The 18396-nt window shown below is 37.7% G+C and carries 14 protein-coding genes; 11 read left to right on the top strand and 3 right to left on the bottom strand.

Annotation, left to right across the window (positions count from 1 at the left end; genetic code table 11):
- Positions 1 to 34: 34 nt before the first annotated feature.
- The 3 genes from CA2015_RS00325 to CA2015_RS00315 form a co-directional block, all read right to left on the bottom strand.
- Positions 35 to 1351 (bottom strand): CehA/McbA family metallohydrolase domain-containing protein, encoded by a 1317-nt coding sequence (locus tag CA2015_RS00325; protein WP_048640084.1) that lies wholly within the window; start codon positions 1349 to 1351, stop codon positions 35 to 37.
- Positions 1352 to 1355: 4 nt separating this feature from the next.
- Complete coding sequence (locus CA2015_RS00320; protein ID WP_048640083.1) at positions 1356 to 2174, bottom strand: glycerophosphodiester phosphodiesterase; 819 nt, start codon at positions 2172 to 2174, stop codon at positions 1356 to 1358.
- Positions 2175 to 2321: 147 nt separating this feature from the next.
- A complete protein-coding gene (locus tag CA2015_RS00315; protein WP_048640082.1) occupies positions 2322 to 3587 on the bottom strand; it encodes a hypothetical protein in 1266 nt (421 codons plus the stop codon).
- Positions 3588 to 4264: 677 nt separating this feature from the next.
- Between CA2015_RS00315 and CA2015_RS00310 the strand changes: the two genes are divergently transcribed.
- From CA2015_RS00310 to CA2015_RS00260, 11 genes are all read left to right on the top strand, one after another.
- Positions 4265 to 4498: a hypothetical protein gene (locus CA2015_RS00310; RefSeq protein WP_048640081.1), complete on the top strand. Its 234-nt coding sequence runs from the start codon at positions 4265 to 4267 to the stop codon at positions 4496 to 4498.
- A gap of 5 nt (positions 4499 to 4503) precedes the next feature.
- Positions 4504 to 4815 (top strand): type II toxin-antitoxin system RelE/ParE family toxin, encoded by a 312-nt coding sequence (locus CA2015_RS00305; protein WP_048640080.1) that lies wholly within the window; start codon positions 4504 to 4506, stop codon positions 4813 to 4815.
- A gap of 470 nt (positions 4816 to 5285) precedes the next feature.
- Positions 5286 to 6599, top strand: a complete 1314-nt coding sequence (locus CA2015_RS00300) for a hypothetical protein (RefSeq protein ID WP_048640079.1) — start codon at positions 5286 to 5288, stop codon at positions 6597 to 6599.
- Positions 6600 to 6741: 142 nt separating this feature from the next.
- Positions 6742 to 8931 (top strand): 2OG-Fe(II) oxygenase, encoded by a 2190-nt coding sequence (locus CA2015_RS00295; protein WP_048640078.1) that lies wholly within the window; start codon positions 6742 to 6744, stop codon positions 8929 to 8931.
- Positions 8932 to 9731: 800 nt separating this feature from the next.
- On the top strand, positions 9732 to 11306 hold the full coding sequence (locus CA2015_RS00290) for a hypothetical protein (RefSeq protein ID WP_048640077.1): 1575 nt from the start codon (positions 9732 to 9734) through the stop codon (positions 11304 to 11306).
- 58 nt (positions 11307 to 11364) lie between these two features.
- On the top strand, positions 11365 to 12939 hold the full coding sequence (locus tag CA2015_RS00285) for a hypothetical protein (RefSeq protein WP_048640076.1): 1575 nt from the start codon (positions 11365 to 11367) through the stop codon (positions 12937 to 12939).
- A gap of 59 nt (positions 12940 to 12998) precedes the next feature.
- Entirely contained in the window at positions 12999 to 13826 is an 828-nt protein-coding gene (locus CA2015_RS00280) for a DUF6597 domain-containing transcriptional factor (RefSeq protein ID WP_048640075.1), read from the top strand.
- 63 nt (positions 13827 to 13889) lie between these two features.
- Positions 13890 to 14300: a DUF1761 domain-containing protein gene (locus CA2015_RS00275; RefSeq protein ID WP_240477896.1), complete on the top strand. Its 411-nt coding sequence runs from the start codon at positions 13890 to 13892 to the stop codon at positions 14298 to 14300.
- A 363-nt stretch (positions 14301 to 14663) separates the two neighbouring features.
- A complete protein-coding gene (locus CA2015_RS00270; protein WP_048640074.1) occupies positions 14664 to 15401 on the top strand; it encodes a hypothetical protein in 738 nt (245 codons plus the stop codon).
- On the top strand, positions 15398 to 16303 hold the full coding sequence (locus CA2015_RS00265) for a hypothetical protein (protein ID WP_048640073.1): 906 nt from the start codon (positions 15398 to 15400) through the stop codon (positions 16301 to 16303). Before CA2015_RS00270 ends, CA2015_RS00265 begins: the two co-directional genes overlap by 4 nt.
- A 176-nt stretch (positions 16304 to 16479) precedes the next feature.
- The gene (locus CA2015_RS00260) at positions 16480 to 18276 is read left to right on the top strand and encodes a right-handed parallel beta-helix repeat-containing protein (protein ID WP_048640072.1); all 1797 of its coding nucleotides are present in this window, start codon (positions 16480 to 16482) and stop codon (positions 18274 to 18276) included.
- The last annotated feature ends 120 nt before the right edge of the window (positions 18277 to 18396 follow it).

The following is an 18396-nucleotide window of genomic DNA, read 5'->3' as shown; positions in this document are numbered from 1 at the left end:
GCGTATTTGTTAGCACAATTATTTGGGGTTGGTTTCAATACACATAAATGGGATTGGTATAAATCCAGGGAATCCATTCGGCTTTCAGGTCAACTCTTGCCACTATCCGGTAATTCCCTTTGTCTCGAATCCTATATTCATAATCGTATTTTTCCTCAGTCTCGTCTATAAGCTCTCCATTCTGGTAAAGCTGAAATTTTACCGGAAATGGAGAAATTGCCTTCAAATTATTGACTGCTGCCAGATTTACAGAATCTCCCAAAATGGCTGTAAGGCTATCCGTTTGATTTACCGCAAAATACTGAAAGCCTTCCCCTTTAGCCAGGCTTTCAAAGGACACAAAAACATGTCCCAATTTAATGTGGTCCCTAATATTGACATTGGTTAAGGTGTCGCAATAGACATAGTTATTGGCATGGTTGTAAGAGTTGAAATAGGGATCCAACTCCCATTTAAAGGCCCAACCGTATTTGTCAGGTTCTCCCATTAGCAATTTATCAAACCAATTGGCTTCTCTTATCACCAAGGTGTCAGCATTGGGGCCAACCCATTCTATTTTTTCGTCCTCAAGATGCCTGGCCCTGAAACTTTGATTGTTGTGTGCGTCTACTCCGGCCACTCCTACAATTTTCCGGTTTTGGTTTAGACGGTCCCAGTTGGCCAATATTTCCGTTTGTTCATCATAAAGGTCCCTAAACATCCAATGGGTGTATTTTTTTGGATTCAATAATCTGTTGACAAGAATGGGGAATATCCCTTCTTCATCCTTCATGTCTGTATGGATATTGTAAATTTCCATCGCTTGATAATCAGGATTCTCCCAATCATGCTCATCTTCAGAATGTACATAAATGGCCAATCCATCGTTTTCAACTACATCGTGAATAACCTCAGCTTCAGGCCTGTCCCAGTCAATTACAGTGCTGTCAAAAGGGCTGATCATCAGCCCGGAGCTATGTTCTGTACCGGATTCTATGATGATGCCATCATAAACTCCCTGATATCCCCTAGGAAAAGTATCTAGCTGATTGCGTTTATGGTCTGAGTTAAAAATGAACTGAAGTTCGGCTTTTTTGGCCCCATCCATTATTTCAGGTAGTAAACCCCGACTGTCGTGGGACCAAAAAGTATGGGAATGAACAACTCCCTGGTACAGCGGCATTGGTATTACCTGTGGAGGTTTCCGGTATTGCTGCCATAGTTCGTTCCTTGCCTGTTCTAATCCAGGATAAGTTACCCAACGGTTCCAAAGGGCCGGGCTGATTTTTACCAGGATCAGCAATAGAAGAAGTACCATTGTCCCTAAGAACAAATACTTAAACCATTTTAATATTTTGGTTGTAGTACTCATGTTGTTAATTTAAATTTTTGAGAAAGCTGATTAGTGCCTTGGGTTTATCTGTTTGAATACCATCAATTCCCCATTCAATCATTTTTGTCCATTCAAGCTTTAAATCTTCCAGGTTGTCTTTGCTTTCATCCACAAATACGATAGCCTCTTGTTCATGTACTGTTTTACAGAAAGAAAGGCTACAATTTTTCATTCCACTAGCGACCACCTTCGGTTGGTATTTGGCCAAAACAGCATTTAGGTTACTTTCTTTTCCCGGATCAGGCATGAGGAAACAGTTGGGGCAGTTTTGCCGGACTTTTGAAATGTTTTCATCATCATCTCCCCAGATAAACCAGACAATATTTTCCTCCATATTATACTTCCGAATCAATGGGAGCAATGCCTCAGGAGCTGCATCTTTGAGGTCAAGGTAAATCCCTATTTTATTCTGGCAAAGCTTGAGGATTTCTTCAAAGGTAGGTATTCGGGTGTTTTGCCATTCCCCACTAATCTTTTTACCAATATCCAAGGCTTTCAATTCAGCCAGACGCATGTCTTTAACATTTCCAGATTTGCCGTCCACATATGCGTTAATGCTGCTGTTGTGCACACTTACGAATTGTTTGTCACGGGTTGTCCTAATGTCTATTTCTACAAAATCACAGCCCAGATCGATGGCTTTTTGGTAGGCTGGGAGTGAATTCTCAGGAATACCTTCATGTGCGCCCCTGTGTGCAATTACATAAGTGTTGCCATTTTTTGGTGGAGGCAATTGTGGGTAACAGGTGATTGGAAGCAGTAGTATAAACGAGCCAATTAAAAGTATAAACAGATTTTTCATTGGATTTATATTGCTGTTTGGTATTAAGAAAAGTTCTTTTCGTTTTTTAATTTAGGTATATCCCAATTCAGATGCTAAAATATTAATACAGGGCTTAATGAGATCGAGGTTTTTATTATTTTTATTAAAAACACAATGCCAACAAAATTATGGCTTGGCCCCTGGACTTTCTTCAATCAATTGAAGCGCCTCCTCTATATAAACCTCAGCCGTTTCTTCACCAAGGCTTGTTTCGCTGATGTATTCATAGCGTTTGAAACTATTGAAATCTTCTTTGGTAAGCATGTAGCCAAAGGCATCATTGGTCAGCCCAAACAAAAAGGGATGCGCTGTATTCATCTTTCTTTTCAAGTAGTAACCAATATTTGGTAGCGCTTCTCCGGGGATGGTAAGGATTTGGGCTGAGCCAATGTTCAGAAGGTTTATCCTTGTTTTTAGCATATAATCCTCGGATACCTTTAGCCCTATTTCAGAATGGTCTATCAACATTTTCATCAGGGGAGAAGTCACAGGTAGATTGATTTCCTTTGAGCTGGTAAACAAGACAGGCGCAGTTTGCATGGGAGCCTTGTCTACAATCGCCAGGGCCTGGTCTGCCAATAATTCACCAATCCGGATACATTCTTTCCATTCCCCGGCCTCTCTACCTTCAGGTCTTCTATTGTCTGCGGTTACCATACCTCCTTGGGCACCATTCATAAAAATTGCTATTCCTCCTGCTTTGGCTTCAATGCGATCGTAAAGAGGACCACAAAGATCTGGAGATAAAATACCTTTTTTATTGCCAATGACTTCCGGGTGGATGGCATAATTGACCAAGGTGGCTATGGCCTTGTCTTTGTTCTTTCCTGTAGTACCAAAAGCCTGGATGACGCCACAACGTGGGTCATAAAGATCCGGTGCATAATAATTATAGGCAATCTTTCCCTTGGCTTCTCCCACCGCGATTTTTAATGCCGCAGGCTCCATGTTTTCCATGGCTTCATTTACTGCGTCGGCCACCTGCTTGACACACCATTCCAGGTAGTCAAAATCTGCCAGAACCTCACCCTTTTCATTGGGAAAGCCATAGGCGTCGGGCGCACTGTGGGTATGGGTAGCCCCAATAAGGATGTTTTCAGGAGGGATGCCTTTGATAAGGGCCCGTGACTGGTCGCCTAGGACTGCAGGCCATCCAAGGTTGTCAATGCCAACTATGGCTACTTTGACTCCATTCTGTTCCATTACCATTGCCCGAACAAAAAGGTCTCCTTTTTTCTCTGTTGCCGGACTCGGTGTTCCCACTCCACCAGAAACGGGAATCAAAGGATCAGGGGTTATTACCCGAAGGGCAGCCCCAACTTTCAATTCCTGTGCAGAAATGGTAGTGGAACAAAAAAGTGTGAAGACGAATAGACAAATGAGTTTTTTCATGGGGTATTATTTGCTTAAACCCGAAATATGCAATAGGGAATCTATTGCGGACTTAAACTGCTTTAAAATCATTCGCTTTGCTGCTGTTTTCGAATTCACCATAGAAAAGCTATGCATCATTCTCCAAACAGCCTGATTTTTTCACATTTTAAGCCCTTATCACGAATCCTATCGCAGAATCCGGGTTAAACCTCAAAGGTTCACTTAGATTACGTTTAATTATAGGTTTAGTACTACTCGGTTGAGGTAGGATTTGGGGGCAGGGTATTTATTTATAGTAAATGCCACAAAAATCAGGAGATTCTTTATATTTATATGCCCACATGGTAGCATTTCAAGTTTAGCTTTATCGATTAAATGCCTAGCAGAATTGAGCTGATTTTTGGGAAATTCTTGATTTTTATATAATTTTCTTTCAGGTAAACGTCTGTTTATGAGTAATGTATCGTTGATCAACCTTTAATTACCACAGATTGAGTAATGAGTATGTAATCTGGTATTGGGTTTTTGAAACAGATGGTTGATTTATAAGCTCCTGCTTTTACTTGGGTAATTGCTAATTGAAAATACGGCAAATTCTGGATATACAGCACGTATAAATAAGTTTTTCAACCCAAAAATTCAAAAAATAATATCTAAATTGATAAATTCGTATCTTTGATAAAATACTAAATAAAATGGATTTAGAAGCTCGGAAAATTGAATTTGTACAGGAATTTCTAAAACTTCAAAGCGAAGAAGCTATCTCTCGTCTTGAAGAGATTTTACGGAAAGAAAGGAAATTTATCGAAAAGCGAAAATTCAAACCTATGACTCAGGATCAGTTGAGTAAACGGATTGAACAATCAGAATCTGATTTTCAAAATAACCGATTTAAAAGCAGTTCTGAGCTTTTAGCCAAATATAAGTAGTCACGATGAAAGTTATTTGGTCTGACTTTGCTGAATCTCAACTTGACGAAATCTATGATTATTATAAAAAAAATGCAAGTCCAAGCATTGCGAACAAACTTGTAAAAGAAATAATAAATGAGGCGCAAAAGTTAAGAAAAGCTCCTTTAATTGGACAAGTAGAAGAATTTTTAAAACACAGAAAAATTAAATATCGTTACTTTATTTTTAAAAACTACAAGATAATTTACTCTGAAGATTTGCAAGAAGGGTTAATAAGAATTTATGATGTTTTTGACACCCGCCAAAATCCTCCAAAACTGAAACGAAATGGATAAGGTAAGTTCTTTAAATAGGCTATAGCCCATTCCTATTGAGATATTTTTTTGATGAAAGTTGAAAACTTTCAGACTTATAGGTCTATCTACGTTATGCTAAACTTTGGCCACGCAGGGTAGCTGAAGTTTTATTGGTTAGATATTTCGAAATTAATTATCGGCCTGTTTTTGTGATACTAAAATAACATAGTGGCTATCTTATTTTGAAACGTGCCATATACCGAAAGGATGTAATTGTTCAAGCAAAAGGGTAATTAGGCTAACATCAAACAGATTTACTGTCAGTGCTATTGGCACTCGTGACATATTGTCTATATTAGGAGTAAGGTGTTTTTGAAAAATACAACACAAAGTATATCTATGGTTCTGCGCAATGCTAACAATTGGTCTAACCGCTCCAATTACCGTTGTCACGATTAATATTTTTAGATAGTTATTTAGCGAAGTTTTTATTAAAAATTAGAATCCCAATGAATTCATTTAGCGCAATTAAATGGATAGCCCTCGTCATAGTTGTAAACCTATCCATACAAAATGCTATTGCTCAATCAAAAAAAGCCAGTAATGCATCGGAGCTTAAAATTCTTGAGGTAGTGGCTATTTCCGATAAACAACTTCAGGTGAATGTGGAATACAATTATACCGGAAAGGCTGGTTCAAATGATACATTCATTCATGCATTTCCTGTGGAATCTGATGGTGAGTCAAATTTTAAAGAAGTAGACATTGAAAAAGTGCCACTGAAATCCGGAATTAACCAGGTAAGTCTGCTCATAACAAAACGCCCAAAAACGAAGGCATTTACAAGTGAAAGCATAAAGGTTTGTATGATGGAATCAAGGAATTTGATATTGTGTGGTGAATATTCGTTTGAAAAGTCATGGCCAAATTTTGACCTACCGGTTAAGATTCTCTCATTTTCTTCAAGCGAAAGCAAAGTTAGCAAGGGCGATTCGGTTACGATATCCTGGCAAACAGAGAATGCCTCTAAGGTTATGTTTGGTGTGAATGGATCAGAAAAATTCCAGCAGGTCAGAAAATCGGGAAGCCTAACTGTTGGGGTAGATAAGACGACGACCTATATACTTATGGTTGCACCTATGGCTGAAAAAGGGGGGGCTGTGAAGATGGAGACTAAAGCGCTTACCATAGATGTACCTATCGATCCTGTGATTGGTAGGTTCACTGCAAATCGAAATACGATTCGCAGAGGGCAAAACAGTAAATTGACATGGGAGGTTTATGAGGCAGAAGAGATCAGCTTAAATGGTGAATCTGTAATCGCTTTAGGAGATAAAATAGTATCCCCAATAAAAACAATGAAATACACTTTAGAAGCCCGAAAAGGGGAGGTTATTATTAGCGAAGATTATGTCGTAATGGTTACTCCATTTGGTGCGCCAGATTTGAGCAATCCTTTTTCAAGCATAGAATTGTGTAGAAGTGTGGATGAAAGTGGAGAAAGCTATCGTTGTATTTCTTCCGATGGACCATTCACCTCAAATGACAAAATATATGCCATTGTGCGCATTGAAAACCTATCGAAAGCATCCCATAATTTAAAGCTGACTACTTATAACAGTTTTGATGGAGAGAAATGGATAGAAGTGCACCAAGAAAACAGGAGTTTGCCCAAAAGAGATACCGACGGATACCTCGAATTTAAACTTGAAGTACAAAATACAGGTGAGGGCAAAAAGAAACTCGAGTTTATTTTAGATGGAAACAATACCACCAAAAGCGAGATTGTCTATTGCATTGATTGTTCTCGTATGTGGGAATAAGGTATCTATAATTTCAGGATTATCTTTTTATTCAATCTTATCAACCTCTTATTTTCCCCTAAAGAGGCGATCAATACTAACAAAAAACAGGAAGTTTTTTTTTCAATTGATTTCTTTATTTTTGACTTTAAATTCCTTCCCTATGCGAAATTTTGGTTCCGATTTGTTAGATTGCCTTAACCTAATCAAAGGTAATGGCTCTTTTGTCACCACTCACTCATCCCCTTTTGTATTTCCCGGTCTTTCAGTATTAGGGCAGGGAGAAATTGCTTATCCCATCAACGAACTACAGGCCAATGCATTGATTCAGGCCGCAGAAAAAGCATCTTTCGGTAAAGGTTCCCAAACTATTATTGATGAAACTGTGCGGAGGGCATGGGAGATCGACGCTGAAAATCTGCTGTTTAACGGGCAGCAATGGGACCAATTTTTACAAAAGGCGCTGAACACCATCAAACCACAGTTAGGTATTGAAGATTTGGAGGTAGAAGCCCGTCTTTACAAAATGCTGGTTTATGAAAAAGGGGATTTCTTTCTTTCGCACAGGGACACTGAAAAGGAGAAAGGGATGTTTGGAACGTTGATTATTGGCCTGCCCTCAAAACATAGGGGTGGTGAACTTCTGGTTCGTTTTGACGGAGAAGAACAATGTGTGAATTTGGCAGAGGAGGCAGGAAACTACCGGATACCTTATGTGGCGTTTTATGCGGATTGCGAGCACGAAATCAAACCAATGAAGGAAGGCTATAGGGTATGCCTAGTATATAACCTAATCCAAAAAAAATCGGAAAAGGCCATTCGTCTGGAACCTCTTGGCGAACATGTATCAAAGTTGGCCACCATTTTAAAGGCAGGTGTAGGGAATCGATCCTTTTCTCCAGGAATCGTTTTGTTGGGACACCAATACACACCAGAAAATTTTTCACAGAACCAGTTAAAACTGAATGACCGAACCAGGGCGACGGCACTGATCCGGGCGGCGGCTGAGGCCGGGTATTATGCTAAAATGTGCCTAGTTACTTCTCAGTTATCCGGAATTCCTGCTTATGATGGATATGGTTGGGATGAAACACCGGATGACAATGTGGAAATGGGTGAAGTGTATGACGGCATAGTTACTATCGAGCATTGGCTGGAGGAGGGCCCACCTCCCCTTCGTAGTATTGAAGTGGATGAAGACGAATTGCTGACCACCTTCAAGCTGAATGAGGGGGATCCGGTAGAAAAGGAAAACACGGGTTATATGGGGAATTATGGGCCCGATCTGATGCACTGGTATCATTATGGGGCAATAGTTTTTTGGTCCAAAGAATACCAAGAGGAAATGTTGCTGAAGGAGGATATACCCAATCAGCTAGAATGGTTGGGTTATTACAATACAAAAAGGAGACATCTCTCCGGGAAAGAAACAGCAATCTGCGAGTCAATCCTGAAAAGTGTGCTAAATAAGCAGGGTACAGCACTTAAAGCTCAATACCATGTTATTGCGGATTGGGTAACAGGATCTAGGGATGAAACTACCTTTAAAACCTTGGGCTATCCCTTACTTAAACGCTACTTTCAACAAATTCAACCAGATTATTGGGTAAAGCTCGTAGCAACATATCCTTCCAAGCATTTCGATCTACTATTCAAACAGATTGGTCAACAAGGGAATGTATCCCATTTGCACCACCTTCTGGAAATTCTGATTGAACTGACAAATATGTCCAATAGTAACAATCTTCTAGCCTCCCAAATGGAGGCTTTACCCGAATATTTCTCTAACGCTGCTCAACGGCAGGAAAAGCCTCTGGTGAATGGCACAGCCCTGACAATTCTATTTAATATTGAAAAATTGCTGCCCCAGCAAAAAGAATGGGTTGATCGGATGGTTGCACTACTTTGCGAAAATAACGAAAGAAAATACATTAATGAAGTTCTTGTGCCGGTGGTCCTTAATCCGGAATTTGGCACCAGCTTTTCTAAAGCCCTACTTTCCTTTACAAAAAAGAATTTACAATATCGGGTCGACAACAAACCACAACCACCTGCTAATTGGTCACGGCCAGTACCTAAGAAACAAAAAAATCTGAGAATCTGGAAGTTGCTGGAGTCTTTTCTAGAATCTCCTGTTGAGCAGGTGTTTGATTTCCGCAAAAATAAACAGGAAAGAACGGAAATGGAAGATGCTATCGCAGGTGTTACGGTTGACCTTCGAACAGAAACCATCCGGAAAGGCTCCCCATATACACTGCGCCTGTTCAAAACGGAAGATGCATATGATAAGCAGATCAGGGAATGGTATGAAGATGTTGTTTTATTGGAGCAGGTCAAGAAAATGGTGAATTAAACGGTCCTCCGAACTTTACCGATTACATTCCGAATTGTCTAGAAAAATAGTCAGACGGGTAAAACTGATCAATAAAATATTTCAGGGTGTTATTTAGAGGAACCCATTTTCCCTTTAACTTTTGGCTAAAGCCCATTCCTATGAATTGATTTTTTTGATTTATTGGGTTTCCGATTTTAAAGTCCAGCCGAAGGGGTAGGCATTGCAAGATCTTCACACTAAGGCTTCGGCTCCGCTCTGCCGCCGATGAATGTATGGAGCTAGGCAAAGATGCCAAATAACGATATGATTTTTTTCAATAGCCTCCAGCTTTAACTGGGGGATGGAATAAATTTGATTTTTTATGGTGGCTTTAGCCAAATCATAAACCTAAGGAGCAATTCTATTGATTTATCTGATGGTAACGAAATGTGCTTCTTTGATGAAAGTTGAAAACTTTCGGGATTATAGGTCTAAGGTACGCTTCGCTAAACTTATACCAGATTGGATTTGGACTACCTTATAATTTACCATAAAACATTTTTTTACATTTAAAATACAAAAAAGTTGGTTTAAAAATTATTTAATTATTAGTTTTGCCACCTGTTACTCTTTCTTCAAATAGATTTGATGCTGTCTAATAATTGGATCGAGCTTTATTAGGCTGGGTTTATTACTTATCGGAAGGAAGTAGCAGAAGTTGGGAATGAATAAAGTGTGAGGAATTGTAGCTGTTGGTTCTTTTTTGAATAAAGTACCTGGGGTTTTTGACTTTTATAAGCGTGTTATTTTAAATAATTTTTAACAAAGACTTTAAGAGAATGAAAGTAAAATTTTACTTGGTGGCATTGATTTTTTTGGCACTTAACCTTGACTTGCTTGCACAAGAGAAGACAATAAACGTGGAAATTACAGATCCTACTTCTAGAGGACTTTTAACTGGTACAATTGGCGTTATCGGTACGGTAGAAGATGGATACTTTTTATTGCGAGCCATTTCCAAAGGTTTTTCATTGTATGGTATGGGAGTAGGTACAAAAGGGGTGTTGGTTGTGGAAAAGTTTAACAAAGACTATGTACTGGAAAAAAGCAGAAAAATAGAAGAAATTCCGATGACTGTCATGAATAAGGCCAATGACAAAAGTTTTGAGTTTTTTTACCAAGATATCAATAAGGACATTTGGTTGTTTTATTCTGATGAATCTGATAATAAAAATCTTTTGTTCAGAAAAAGGATGAATCAGGAAACTTTAGCTTTTGAAGCGCCGATATTGGTTTCAGAACAACCAATCGTAGACAAAAAATTGGACAGAAGGTCAAGCTACGGTATTGTTCATTCAGAAGACAATAGCAAATTCGCCATTTTCTCTTTTGTGGGAAACAAAAGTCATGGCGCGTCTGAAGCCTATGTTGAAGTGTTTGATGCTTCGTTGAATTCCGAATGGCAAATGAATAGCAAAATACCTGAATACCACAAGGGAGGCCTAGACACAAAGTATTTTGGTATTTTGAAGTCATTAAATAGCAATGGAAATATTCGCCTGTCTAATGAAGGGGTTTTTAATATGCTGAGTAAGGTGAAAATGGAAAAAGGTGGCAATGAATTTATGCACTTTATGTATTCATTTTACAGGGGAATTGATGATCCGGTTATTAATTATTTGAAAAATACCGACGAATACCTGATAAGGATGTCTCTGGTTCAGGACAAGAACAAGGATGTTAGATTGGTTGGCTATTACTCCAATGACAAAAAACTTAGACAAATTGATGGCCTATTTGTTCAGAATTTGAACCCATTTACCCTTGCAATTGACAATGAAAAATTTATTCCCTTTTCTGATGAAAATAAATTAGATTTTTTATTCCAAAGCGAAGCCTACTTGTCCGGTAAAGACAAACGGAAAGTAGAAAAGGGGAATGAGCTTGATGTCCCTTCCAATACTTATATCAAATCGGTTTTTGTGAATGAGGACAATAGTATAACCATGGCTTCAGAGTATTATCAGACCTATAAATACAACGGCAAAATTTACCACGTTAACGATGATTTTCAGTTTACCAATATCTCACAAAATGGTGAAATCAATTGGATTCAAAATTTCAATAAACGACAAAGAGATATAAGTCCTCATACCAATGGGATTTACCAAATGTATGAAAATGGTACCATCTATTTTATTTATAATGAACCCCTCAAAAAAGAAATTCATGTTGGGCATATCAATAGTGAGGGAGAAATAAACTCTAAAACCATTCTGGAATCTAGGAATGGTGGTGAATTGAAGAAATTTTGGTTGGTTCCCGGGACTATTTCAAGAGTTGGAGACAATAGCTATGTAGGAGTAGCTGCCAAATTTTTTAAAGAAAGACTGGTTAAAATAGAAATTAACTAGGTCTGAATTTCATTAAATCTTAAAATTACAACTGTTTATTAAAACAACCTAGTTTAGAATGAAAGCGAAATTATACATAATTGCATTTGTTTTTTTGTCTCTTCAAATTGATTTGCTAGCGCAGGAAAAGACAGTAAATGTTGAATTATCTGCCTCAGCATCAAGAAAATTGTCAACGAGGTTCATTGGAATAGTTGGTACTACAGATGAGGGGATTTATATATTGCGGCTCAAATCTAAAGGGTATAGCATTTCTGGTGGTGGATTAGGTAAAAAAGGGGAGTTGTTTCTAGATAAATACGACCACGAATCCAATCTGATAAAGAGTAAAGAAATAAAGGATATTCCGATTACTATAGTAAGTAAAGCGAAAGATAAAAGTTATGAATTCTTTTATCAGGATGAAAAGGAAGGCATTTGGTTGTTTTATTCTGATGAGTTGAAGGGTGAAAACAGGCTTTTTAGAAAACGTCTCAATCAGGAAACTTTAGACTTTGAAGAACCAATATTGGTGGCCAACCACCTTATTATGAAAAAGGGTTTAGATAGGAGGTCAAACTACAGCATTATTCAATCTAAGGACAAAAAGAAATTTGCCATTTATTCGTTCTCAGGCAACACCAAAACACGAAAATCCCATGCATACGTTGAAGTATTTGACAATAGCATGAATTCGGAATGGGTAATAAATTCTACTATTCCTGAGTTTAACAAAAGTGGATTTGAAACCAAATTTACAAATCTTGGTGTGGCTGGGGGGAATAAGGAAGATATTCTATTATCCAATGATGGTAGATTGAATGTTTTGAATGAGGTTTTTGTGGAAAAAAGTTATGATGAATATGAACATATACTCTATTCCTTTCACAAAGGGATTTCAGAGCCGGTTATACATTACTTGAAAAATTCAGATAAGTATTTTGTTGATCTCTCCTTGGCTCATCATAAGAATGGATCAATAAAGATTGTGGGGTTTTATTCCAATGAAAAAGGATTAAACCCAATAGATGGTTTGTTTGTACAAAGTTTAGCACCTCTTAGCCTAGCGGTTAAGGCTGAAGAATACATCCCGTTTTCTGAGGAAGACAAGGTGAATTTTTATTTTGGGGGCAGAGAAAAAGCAAGTAAAAAAGTTTTGGATAAAATTGAAAAAGGTAAAGGTTTTGATTTACCCTCCTATTTAACGATAAATTCAATCTATACTCTCGAAAATAACAGCGTAACCTTATGTTCGGAGTATTTAAATTCCTTTCAAAGAAAAGGGGTAACTTATTTTGGTTTTTATAGTATGCAATTCATAAATATATCAGAAAGCGGAGAAATTAACTGGATTGAGAAATATACTAAAAAGCAAATTGATAGAAGAACGTTAAGTGGTAGTGTCTATGAGATGTTTGAAGATGATGTAATCTATTTTGTCTACAATGACATTTTAAATCGGGATTTATTGGCTGGCCAAATTAATGGTAATGGTGAATCAAGTTCAGAAGTTGTTTTAACCTCAAAAAAAATGGGGGATTTGGCTAATTTTGTAATATTCCCTTCTAACATTTCGAAAATAGCTGACAATCAATACATGGGTGTAGCACTTAAAGCTTTTGGCCAAAGCTTGTTGAAAATAGAAATAGAGTGATTTTGGTGTATAAACCTTAAATTGACTATATTGATAAGGATAACAAATCAGAATCTGCAGTGCCACTTGAAAGACACCTACTCAAAGGAATATTAAATCAATACATCGAGGCCATATTTCATTTGACGGATTATATGCCGGATCACTCCATTGAACGGGTGGTTCCCACTGGACACGTATTTATTATTTTTGAGTTAGATGGCTTCCAAAGAAGTACCTATGACAATGAAACCTTGGAACCGATTGCCACTTTTAAGGAAGTTTGGGTTTCAGGTATGCAAAAAAATCATATTTCCATTTCTGCACACCAACAGTCCGAATTGTTTGTAATCCAATTTAAAGCTTTTGGCGCCTATCCGTTTTTTCACTTTCCCATACATGAGTTGAATGATAGCGTTATTTCCGGGAAGGCGGTGTTTGGTGAAGAAATACTTGCTTTAAGGAAGGAGATATTGACCCGGAAAACGACTGAAGAAAAGTTTCAAAGTGCTGAGAACTGGTTGCTCAACAGGTTTCGGCAAGATAAAATCCCTCCGACTGACTTATTAGAGGTTTTGGAAAAGCTACAGAATGAACCGGTAATCAATTCGGTAGAAATTTTTGAAGGCTATTCAAAATCTCAAAAACACCTGATAGATCAATTCAAAAAGTATGTGGGTTTGACGCCCAAATATTATCAACGCATGCTTCGTTTCAATGAAATTTTACGGCAAATCCATCAAGCTAACAAAATAGAATGGGCGCAGGTTGCTTATCAAATGGAATACACAGACCAGTCACATTTCATCAAGGAATTTAAGCATTTTTCAGGAATTAATCCGCAGAAATTTATTCAACAAGGTTTTCAAGAGGGAACGAATTTTTTTCCACTGGATAAGAAAGGTTAATTTTTTACTATTTCAGGATTTTAAATACCACTAGTATTGTAAAGAACAAAATAACAATACATTATGGATATGGTATCAGCTTTTGCAAACATCAATTGGTTATCGGTCATAGTCGCCTCAATATCCTCCTTCTTGGTAGGAGGGATTTGGTATGGACCATTATTTGGTAAGGCCTGGATGCATGCATTTAGATTTACGAAATCGGACTTGAATACTAAGAATATGCCTAAGGTATTTGGCTTGTCATTATTATTGGCCTTTGTTGCTGCGTTGAACCTAGAGTTGTTTATTGGAGTAAATGCCGATATGTCCTATGGTCTGATTGCTGGATTCTTGGCAGGTTTTGGTTGGGTGGCTACTTTATTGGGAATCTTGTATCTATTTGAAAACCGGTCCTTCAAGGCATTCTTAATCAATGCAGGTTATTGCATCCTTGCTCTTACTTTAATGGGAGGGATTCTAGGGGCTTGGTGAAATTTGATTACTTTATCTCTGTTTAAATAGTGCTTTTTCTAGTTTTGCCTAAGGAGAGCCGGCTATAAATCATTTTGGAAACAATTGGGGAGTAATTTTTTTCCTATACCAATACTTACGTATCTCACGGAAAATCAATTAAATAGATGTATGGGTGGCTTGATATTGAGCAAATATCCTTTTGTTTTGTTCTCTTGATTATCATTTTTCAAGTCAGAACCCTTGTAATTTAAAATTTACAATTTATTTTTAAGTTAAAATCAGTAGATAAAACTGAAAAATTGCCTCCCCAAAATTACCTCAAGTTTCATCCTTGTTTTTTGACTATAGTTTTTAAGTAATTTCCTAATCATAATTTTTAAAATGAATAATATAAGCATTTTTCTTATTTCAATATTGTTATTGGTGGGTTGTGACAGTGTAGAACCTGAGATGAAACCCACATGGCCCATAGCAGAGACAAAAGAATTTAATGTATCGCTTACGTTACCTGAAAACACCTCTCTCAAATTATCTGAGTTAACTGTTTCATCGCTTTTTACCAATGAGAATCAGCTAGTCAATGGTGAGGGTTCAGTAGAACTGTTTGATGACAATGCGATGGAATTGGTCTATGCCACTAACGCTGAAGGTGATATAGTATTGATGAATATCGTAAATCCAATGACTACTGTAGAGGTGATTCTGGATTCAAAAACTACAGCTCAAAGTCTTGCCATGATACACCCTTGGGTCATGAACCTTTCCGTAGAGGCAAGGCAAGAAGCCTTTGATGAGATCGCTTTGTTGCCGGAATTCAATGCTTACCATGATTTGATTGTCCAAGGAATTAATTCTGGCGAAATAAATCCTTTGGCCAGTGATGTTATTGTTGAAGCTATAGGTGATTTTCAGCATTCCTTGTTGAGTAGGATTGAAGTTGAAATTGCGCCATTGGTAATGGAAATAGACAATAATGCAATAAACCTTACCAATAAGTCGAGTAGCATGGCTTATTCCCTTCAATTGTATGATGAAAACAATAAGGAATTTGGAGATCCCTATCTGGTGGATGGGTTAACAAAGAGATTTTATCTTGGGGAACGATTGGTAATTTTGTGACGGGTAATTTTGACTTGTTTACACCCCAGAAAATAAAGTTTCAAGTTCCTTCAGCAGCCCAAGTTTATACATTAAAAGCCGATGCTTGGGCAGGGGATGCGGCCTGGAGAAATGGTGCCAATATAAGTTCGTCAATTGTAGGGATTGTATTTACCACCCTAGGGAAATTGATAAAAAATTCAGAATGTGCCATAAGTATTGGCTCCTTTTTTTATGGTCATGCGGGAACAGTTCTCCAACAAATGACTCAAAATGAACTCTCTACTTCTCAAGGGATGGGGCAACTTATTTCTATTATTGGAAATACAAGCAATAGTTTATACGGAGTGATAAATTCTTGTCCTGGTAACTATTCTTTTGGATCGCAAGCTTTTAACCAAGCGATTAAAGCTCTTTCATTGGTTGGGAATCTGGAGAATGGTGTTCTCCTTTTTTTTAATGCAGTCGACATCTCACAGTATGATTCGCAGTTAGACTTTTGCTTTGAAAAATCTGAGGATGATATCATTGATTGCAGCAATAAAATGACAGGTACTTGGGGATTTGAATTTATGAACAGTGCTTGTTCGGCTGAAGGAACCATTACCTTTGCGGAAGATGGTTCGATTACCATTGAAAACCCGTTAAGCATTGATGGGATTAACGAGGGGGAAGTAACTAGTTCTTACGACTTTAATGGTGAGACATTGACAATAAATTATGAAAGAGACTATGACTTGTGTGCTGCCCCTCCGGGCTCTCCGGATTTTGTGGATGTGATAGAGCATTTAACAATTCAGGTAAAAGTAGATGAGGACAATGGTTTTCAGGGAACTTATACCTACGCTTATTCAGGGGATGGAATCAAAACCTGTAATATTCAAACGCCCAATTGCAGTGGGGATATAGTTGTTTTTAAATAAGTTGTGTTTTTTTAAAAATGTAGGTTTTGCGTTTGTGGGTTAGGGGATGATTTTGCTTCAAGTTTAAAATATTCAACGGTTTATTGATTCAATTAATAATTAAATGGTTTAATTTAGGATAGATTTTATCCTACCTAGGATTACCATATACAATTATTATTAAGCCCAATCCCTACATGACACCAAAATTATTCTTATCAATAATAGCCCTTATTTTTAGCTACAATTTCAGTGTTGCCCAAGATGAAGCACCTAAGGAATCCTCCGAACCAAATCAAAGTGTTTTTTATATTAAGGATATTTTACAGGATGGAAAGGGGGATTTTGATCCTTGGAATACCGAACGTTGGGCTGCCTGGTACAATGATAAAGGAGCGTTGATCCGGCAGTTTGATGTGGATACTTCTGTTAAATTCAAATCAAGAAAAGAGCCTTGGTTGGTGAAGATTAGTGAGCAGTTTACCAATAAGTCTCTTTTTACCATCGCAAAACAAGGTATAGTAATGGATGGCAATGGATTGATTATGGATGTAAGAACCACCAACCAAAGCCTCCCTCTTGATGAATTGTATGCCTTAAGAAAAGAGCCGTGGAGAGAAGGTAATGAACTTCGTGGGATATTTTATAACCTTCCCCAAGTAGAAGGAATCCAAGCCACACAAATAAAGAATTTCACGTTTATGGGTTGGAAACGAGGCATTAAAATCAATGGCACAGGTGATCAGGAACAACACCGGTTGATTGTGGAGAATTGCATTTTTACTCGAAATAGGATAGGGTTCTATACCAATGGATACAATACCCTATTGAAGAATTGTAAGCTTTTTGAGAATGGTTATGGGGCCATTTATTCGGGAAGTCGCAGTCGGCGCAATCAATTTATAGACAATGTGTTTCGGGACAATACGCTAAGCCAAAATCAACATTCCTATGGGGATTTTATCGGTGACACTTTTTTTGACAGTGAAATAAGTAACAATGAATTTTCTAAATCCCAAATAAATACGGATCAAAGGAGAATTGGGATTTCAATGTTTAGGAACATGGGGGAAAGCAATAATTTGCGAGAGCAGATGCCTCACAATAACATTATCAGTGGCAACCATTTTGATGGCTATTCGGTAGCCATACATATAGGCTCACGCATGGGAAGAGAAACAAGAAATGACATTACAGACGAAGGACGTGACTATGCTTTTTATAACCTTATATCAGACAATACCATTGAGAATTCAACCATAGGAATAAAAATCAACACCGAAGGAAACACTATCAGAGGCAATTCCTTCAGCAATGTAAAAGAAGAAATTGTTTTGCAGTGCGTCTTTTTTAAACTTGAAAATACCACGATCAATTATCAAAAGAATGATGAAGTTAAACTTTGGTATGTTACGGAGGACTATGCTCAGTATTCGGATTGGTTCAGGTTTCAAGATGACCTGAATGGAAGTATCAAGAAGGAAGAGAAATTGATCACTGTGTTTTCGCAAAGGGAAAGTCCGAGTTTCTCGCAAAACCAAGATGAAAATTTTAAGCTTAACCCGGTAAAGGCCAGTGGTAAAAACCTCTTGGAAGACTACAGGCTAGGCGTTCCTATGGCCACTGCTACTGGAGAGTTCAGTTTGGATTTGCCAGAGAACGAGTTTGTTGCCATCTGGGATCAACCGATTTCGCGAATTAATGAAAAGGATTATTATAGCATTTTGTTTTTTGACAAGAAGGGAACAGAGATCAATAGGTGCGGAAGGTCTGAGGTGAAATGGAAAGAGATTGCAGTAGGATATTTCACTAAAAAAGATGGCGAAATGGAAGTTGCTGCCATTCCTGCAGAAGCAATTGATGGAAAATATCCAGTTTATATTTTTGAACGAGGATTCAAATTACCTAAGGAAGTTCGCTTTAAGGACAATGAGAACCCTGATATCTCAATATCTAAAAGCAATAGGCACAAATTAGAGATAAGTATGCTTTAACCCGAAATATGCAATAGACAATCTATTACGTGCTGAAATCGCTTTAAAATCAGCCACTTCGTTGCTGTTTTCAATTTCACCATAGCGGTGCTATGCTAAAATCTCCAAACAGCCTGATTC

Origin of the sequence: Cyclobacterium amurskyense (assembly GCF_001050135.1) — a bacterium.
Classification (GTDB): Bacteria; Bacteroidota; Bacteroidia; order Cytophagales; family Cyclobacteriaceae; genus Cyclobacterium; species Cyclobacterium amurskyense.
Note: the sequence above shows the minus strand (reverse complement) of the source record. Positions and strands in the feature narration are given on the sequence as shown.

Bases quoted from the DNA above. Each gene is read 5' to 3' on its own strand.
- CA2015_RS00325 (WP_048640084.1), bottom strand. From the start codon at position 1,351: ATGAGTACTACAACCAAAATATTAAAATGGTTTAAGTATTTGTTCTTA.
- CA2015_RS00320 (WP_048640083.1), bottom strand. From the start codon at position 2,174: ATGAAAAATCTGTTTATACTTTTAATTGGCTCGTTTATACTACTGCTT.
- CA2015_RS00315 (WP_048640082.1), bottom strand. From the start codon at position 3,587: ATGAAAAAACTCATTTGTCTATTCGTCTTCACACTTTTTTGTTCCACT.
- CA2015_RS00310 (WP_048640081.1), top strand. From the start codon at position 4,265: ATGGATTTAGAAGCTCGGAAAATTGAATTTGTACAGGAATTTCTAAAA.
- CA2015_RS00305 (WP_048640080.1), top strand. From the start codon at position 4,504: ATGAAAGTTATTTGGTCTGACTTTGCTGAATCTCAACTTGACGAAATC.
- CA2015_RS00300 (WP_048640079.1), top strand. From the start codon at position 5,286: ATGAATTCATTTAGCGCAATTAAATGGATAGCCCTCGTCATAGTTGTA.
- CA2015_RS00295 (WP_048640078.1), top strand. From the start codon at position 6,742: ATGCGAAATTTTGGTTCCGATTTGTTAGATTGCCTTAACCTAATCAAA.
- CA2015_RS00290 (WP_048640077.1), top strand. From the start codon at position 9,732: ATGAAAGTAAAATTTTACTTGGTGGCATTGATTTTTTTGGCACTTAAC.
- CA2015_RS00285 (WP_048640076.1), top strand. From the start codon at position 11,365: ATGAAAGCGAAATTATACATAATTGCATTTGTTTTTTTGTCTCTTCAA.
- CA2015_RS00275 (WP_240477896.1), top strand. From the start codon at position 13,890: ATGGATATGGTATCAGCTTTTGCAAACATCAATTGGTTATCGGTCATA.
- CA2015_RS00270 (WP_048640074.1), top strand. From the start codon at position 14,664: ATGAATAATATAAGCATTTTTCTTATTTCAATATTGTTATTGGTGGGT.
- CA2015_RS00260 (WP_048640072.1), top strand. From the start codon at position 16,480: ATGACACCAAAATTATTCTTATCAATAATAGCCCTTATTTTTAGCTAC.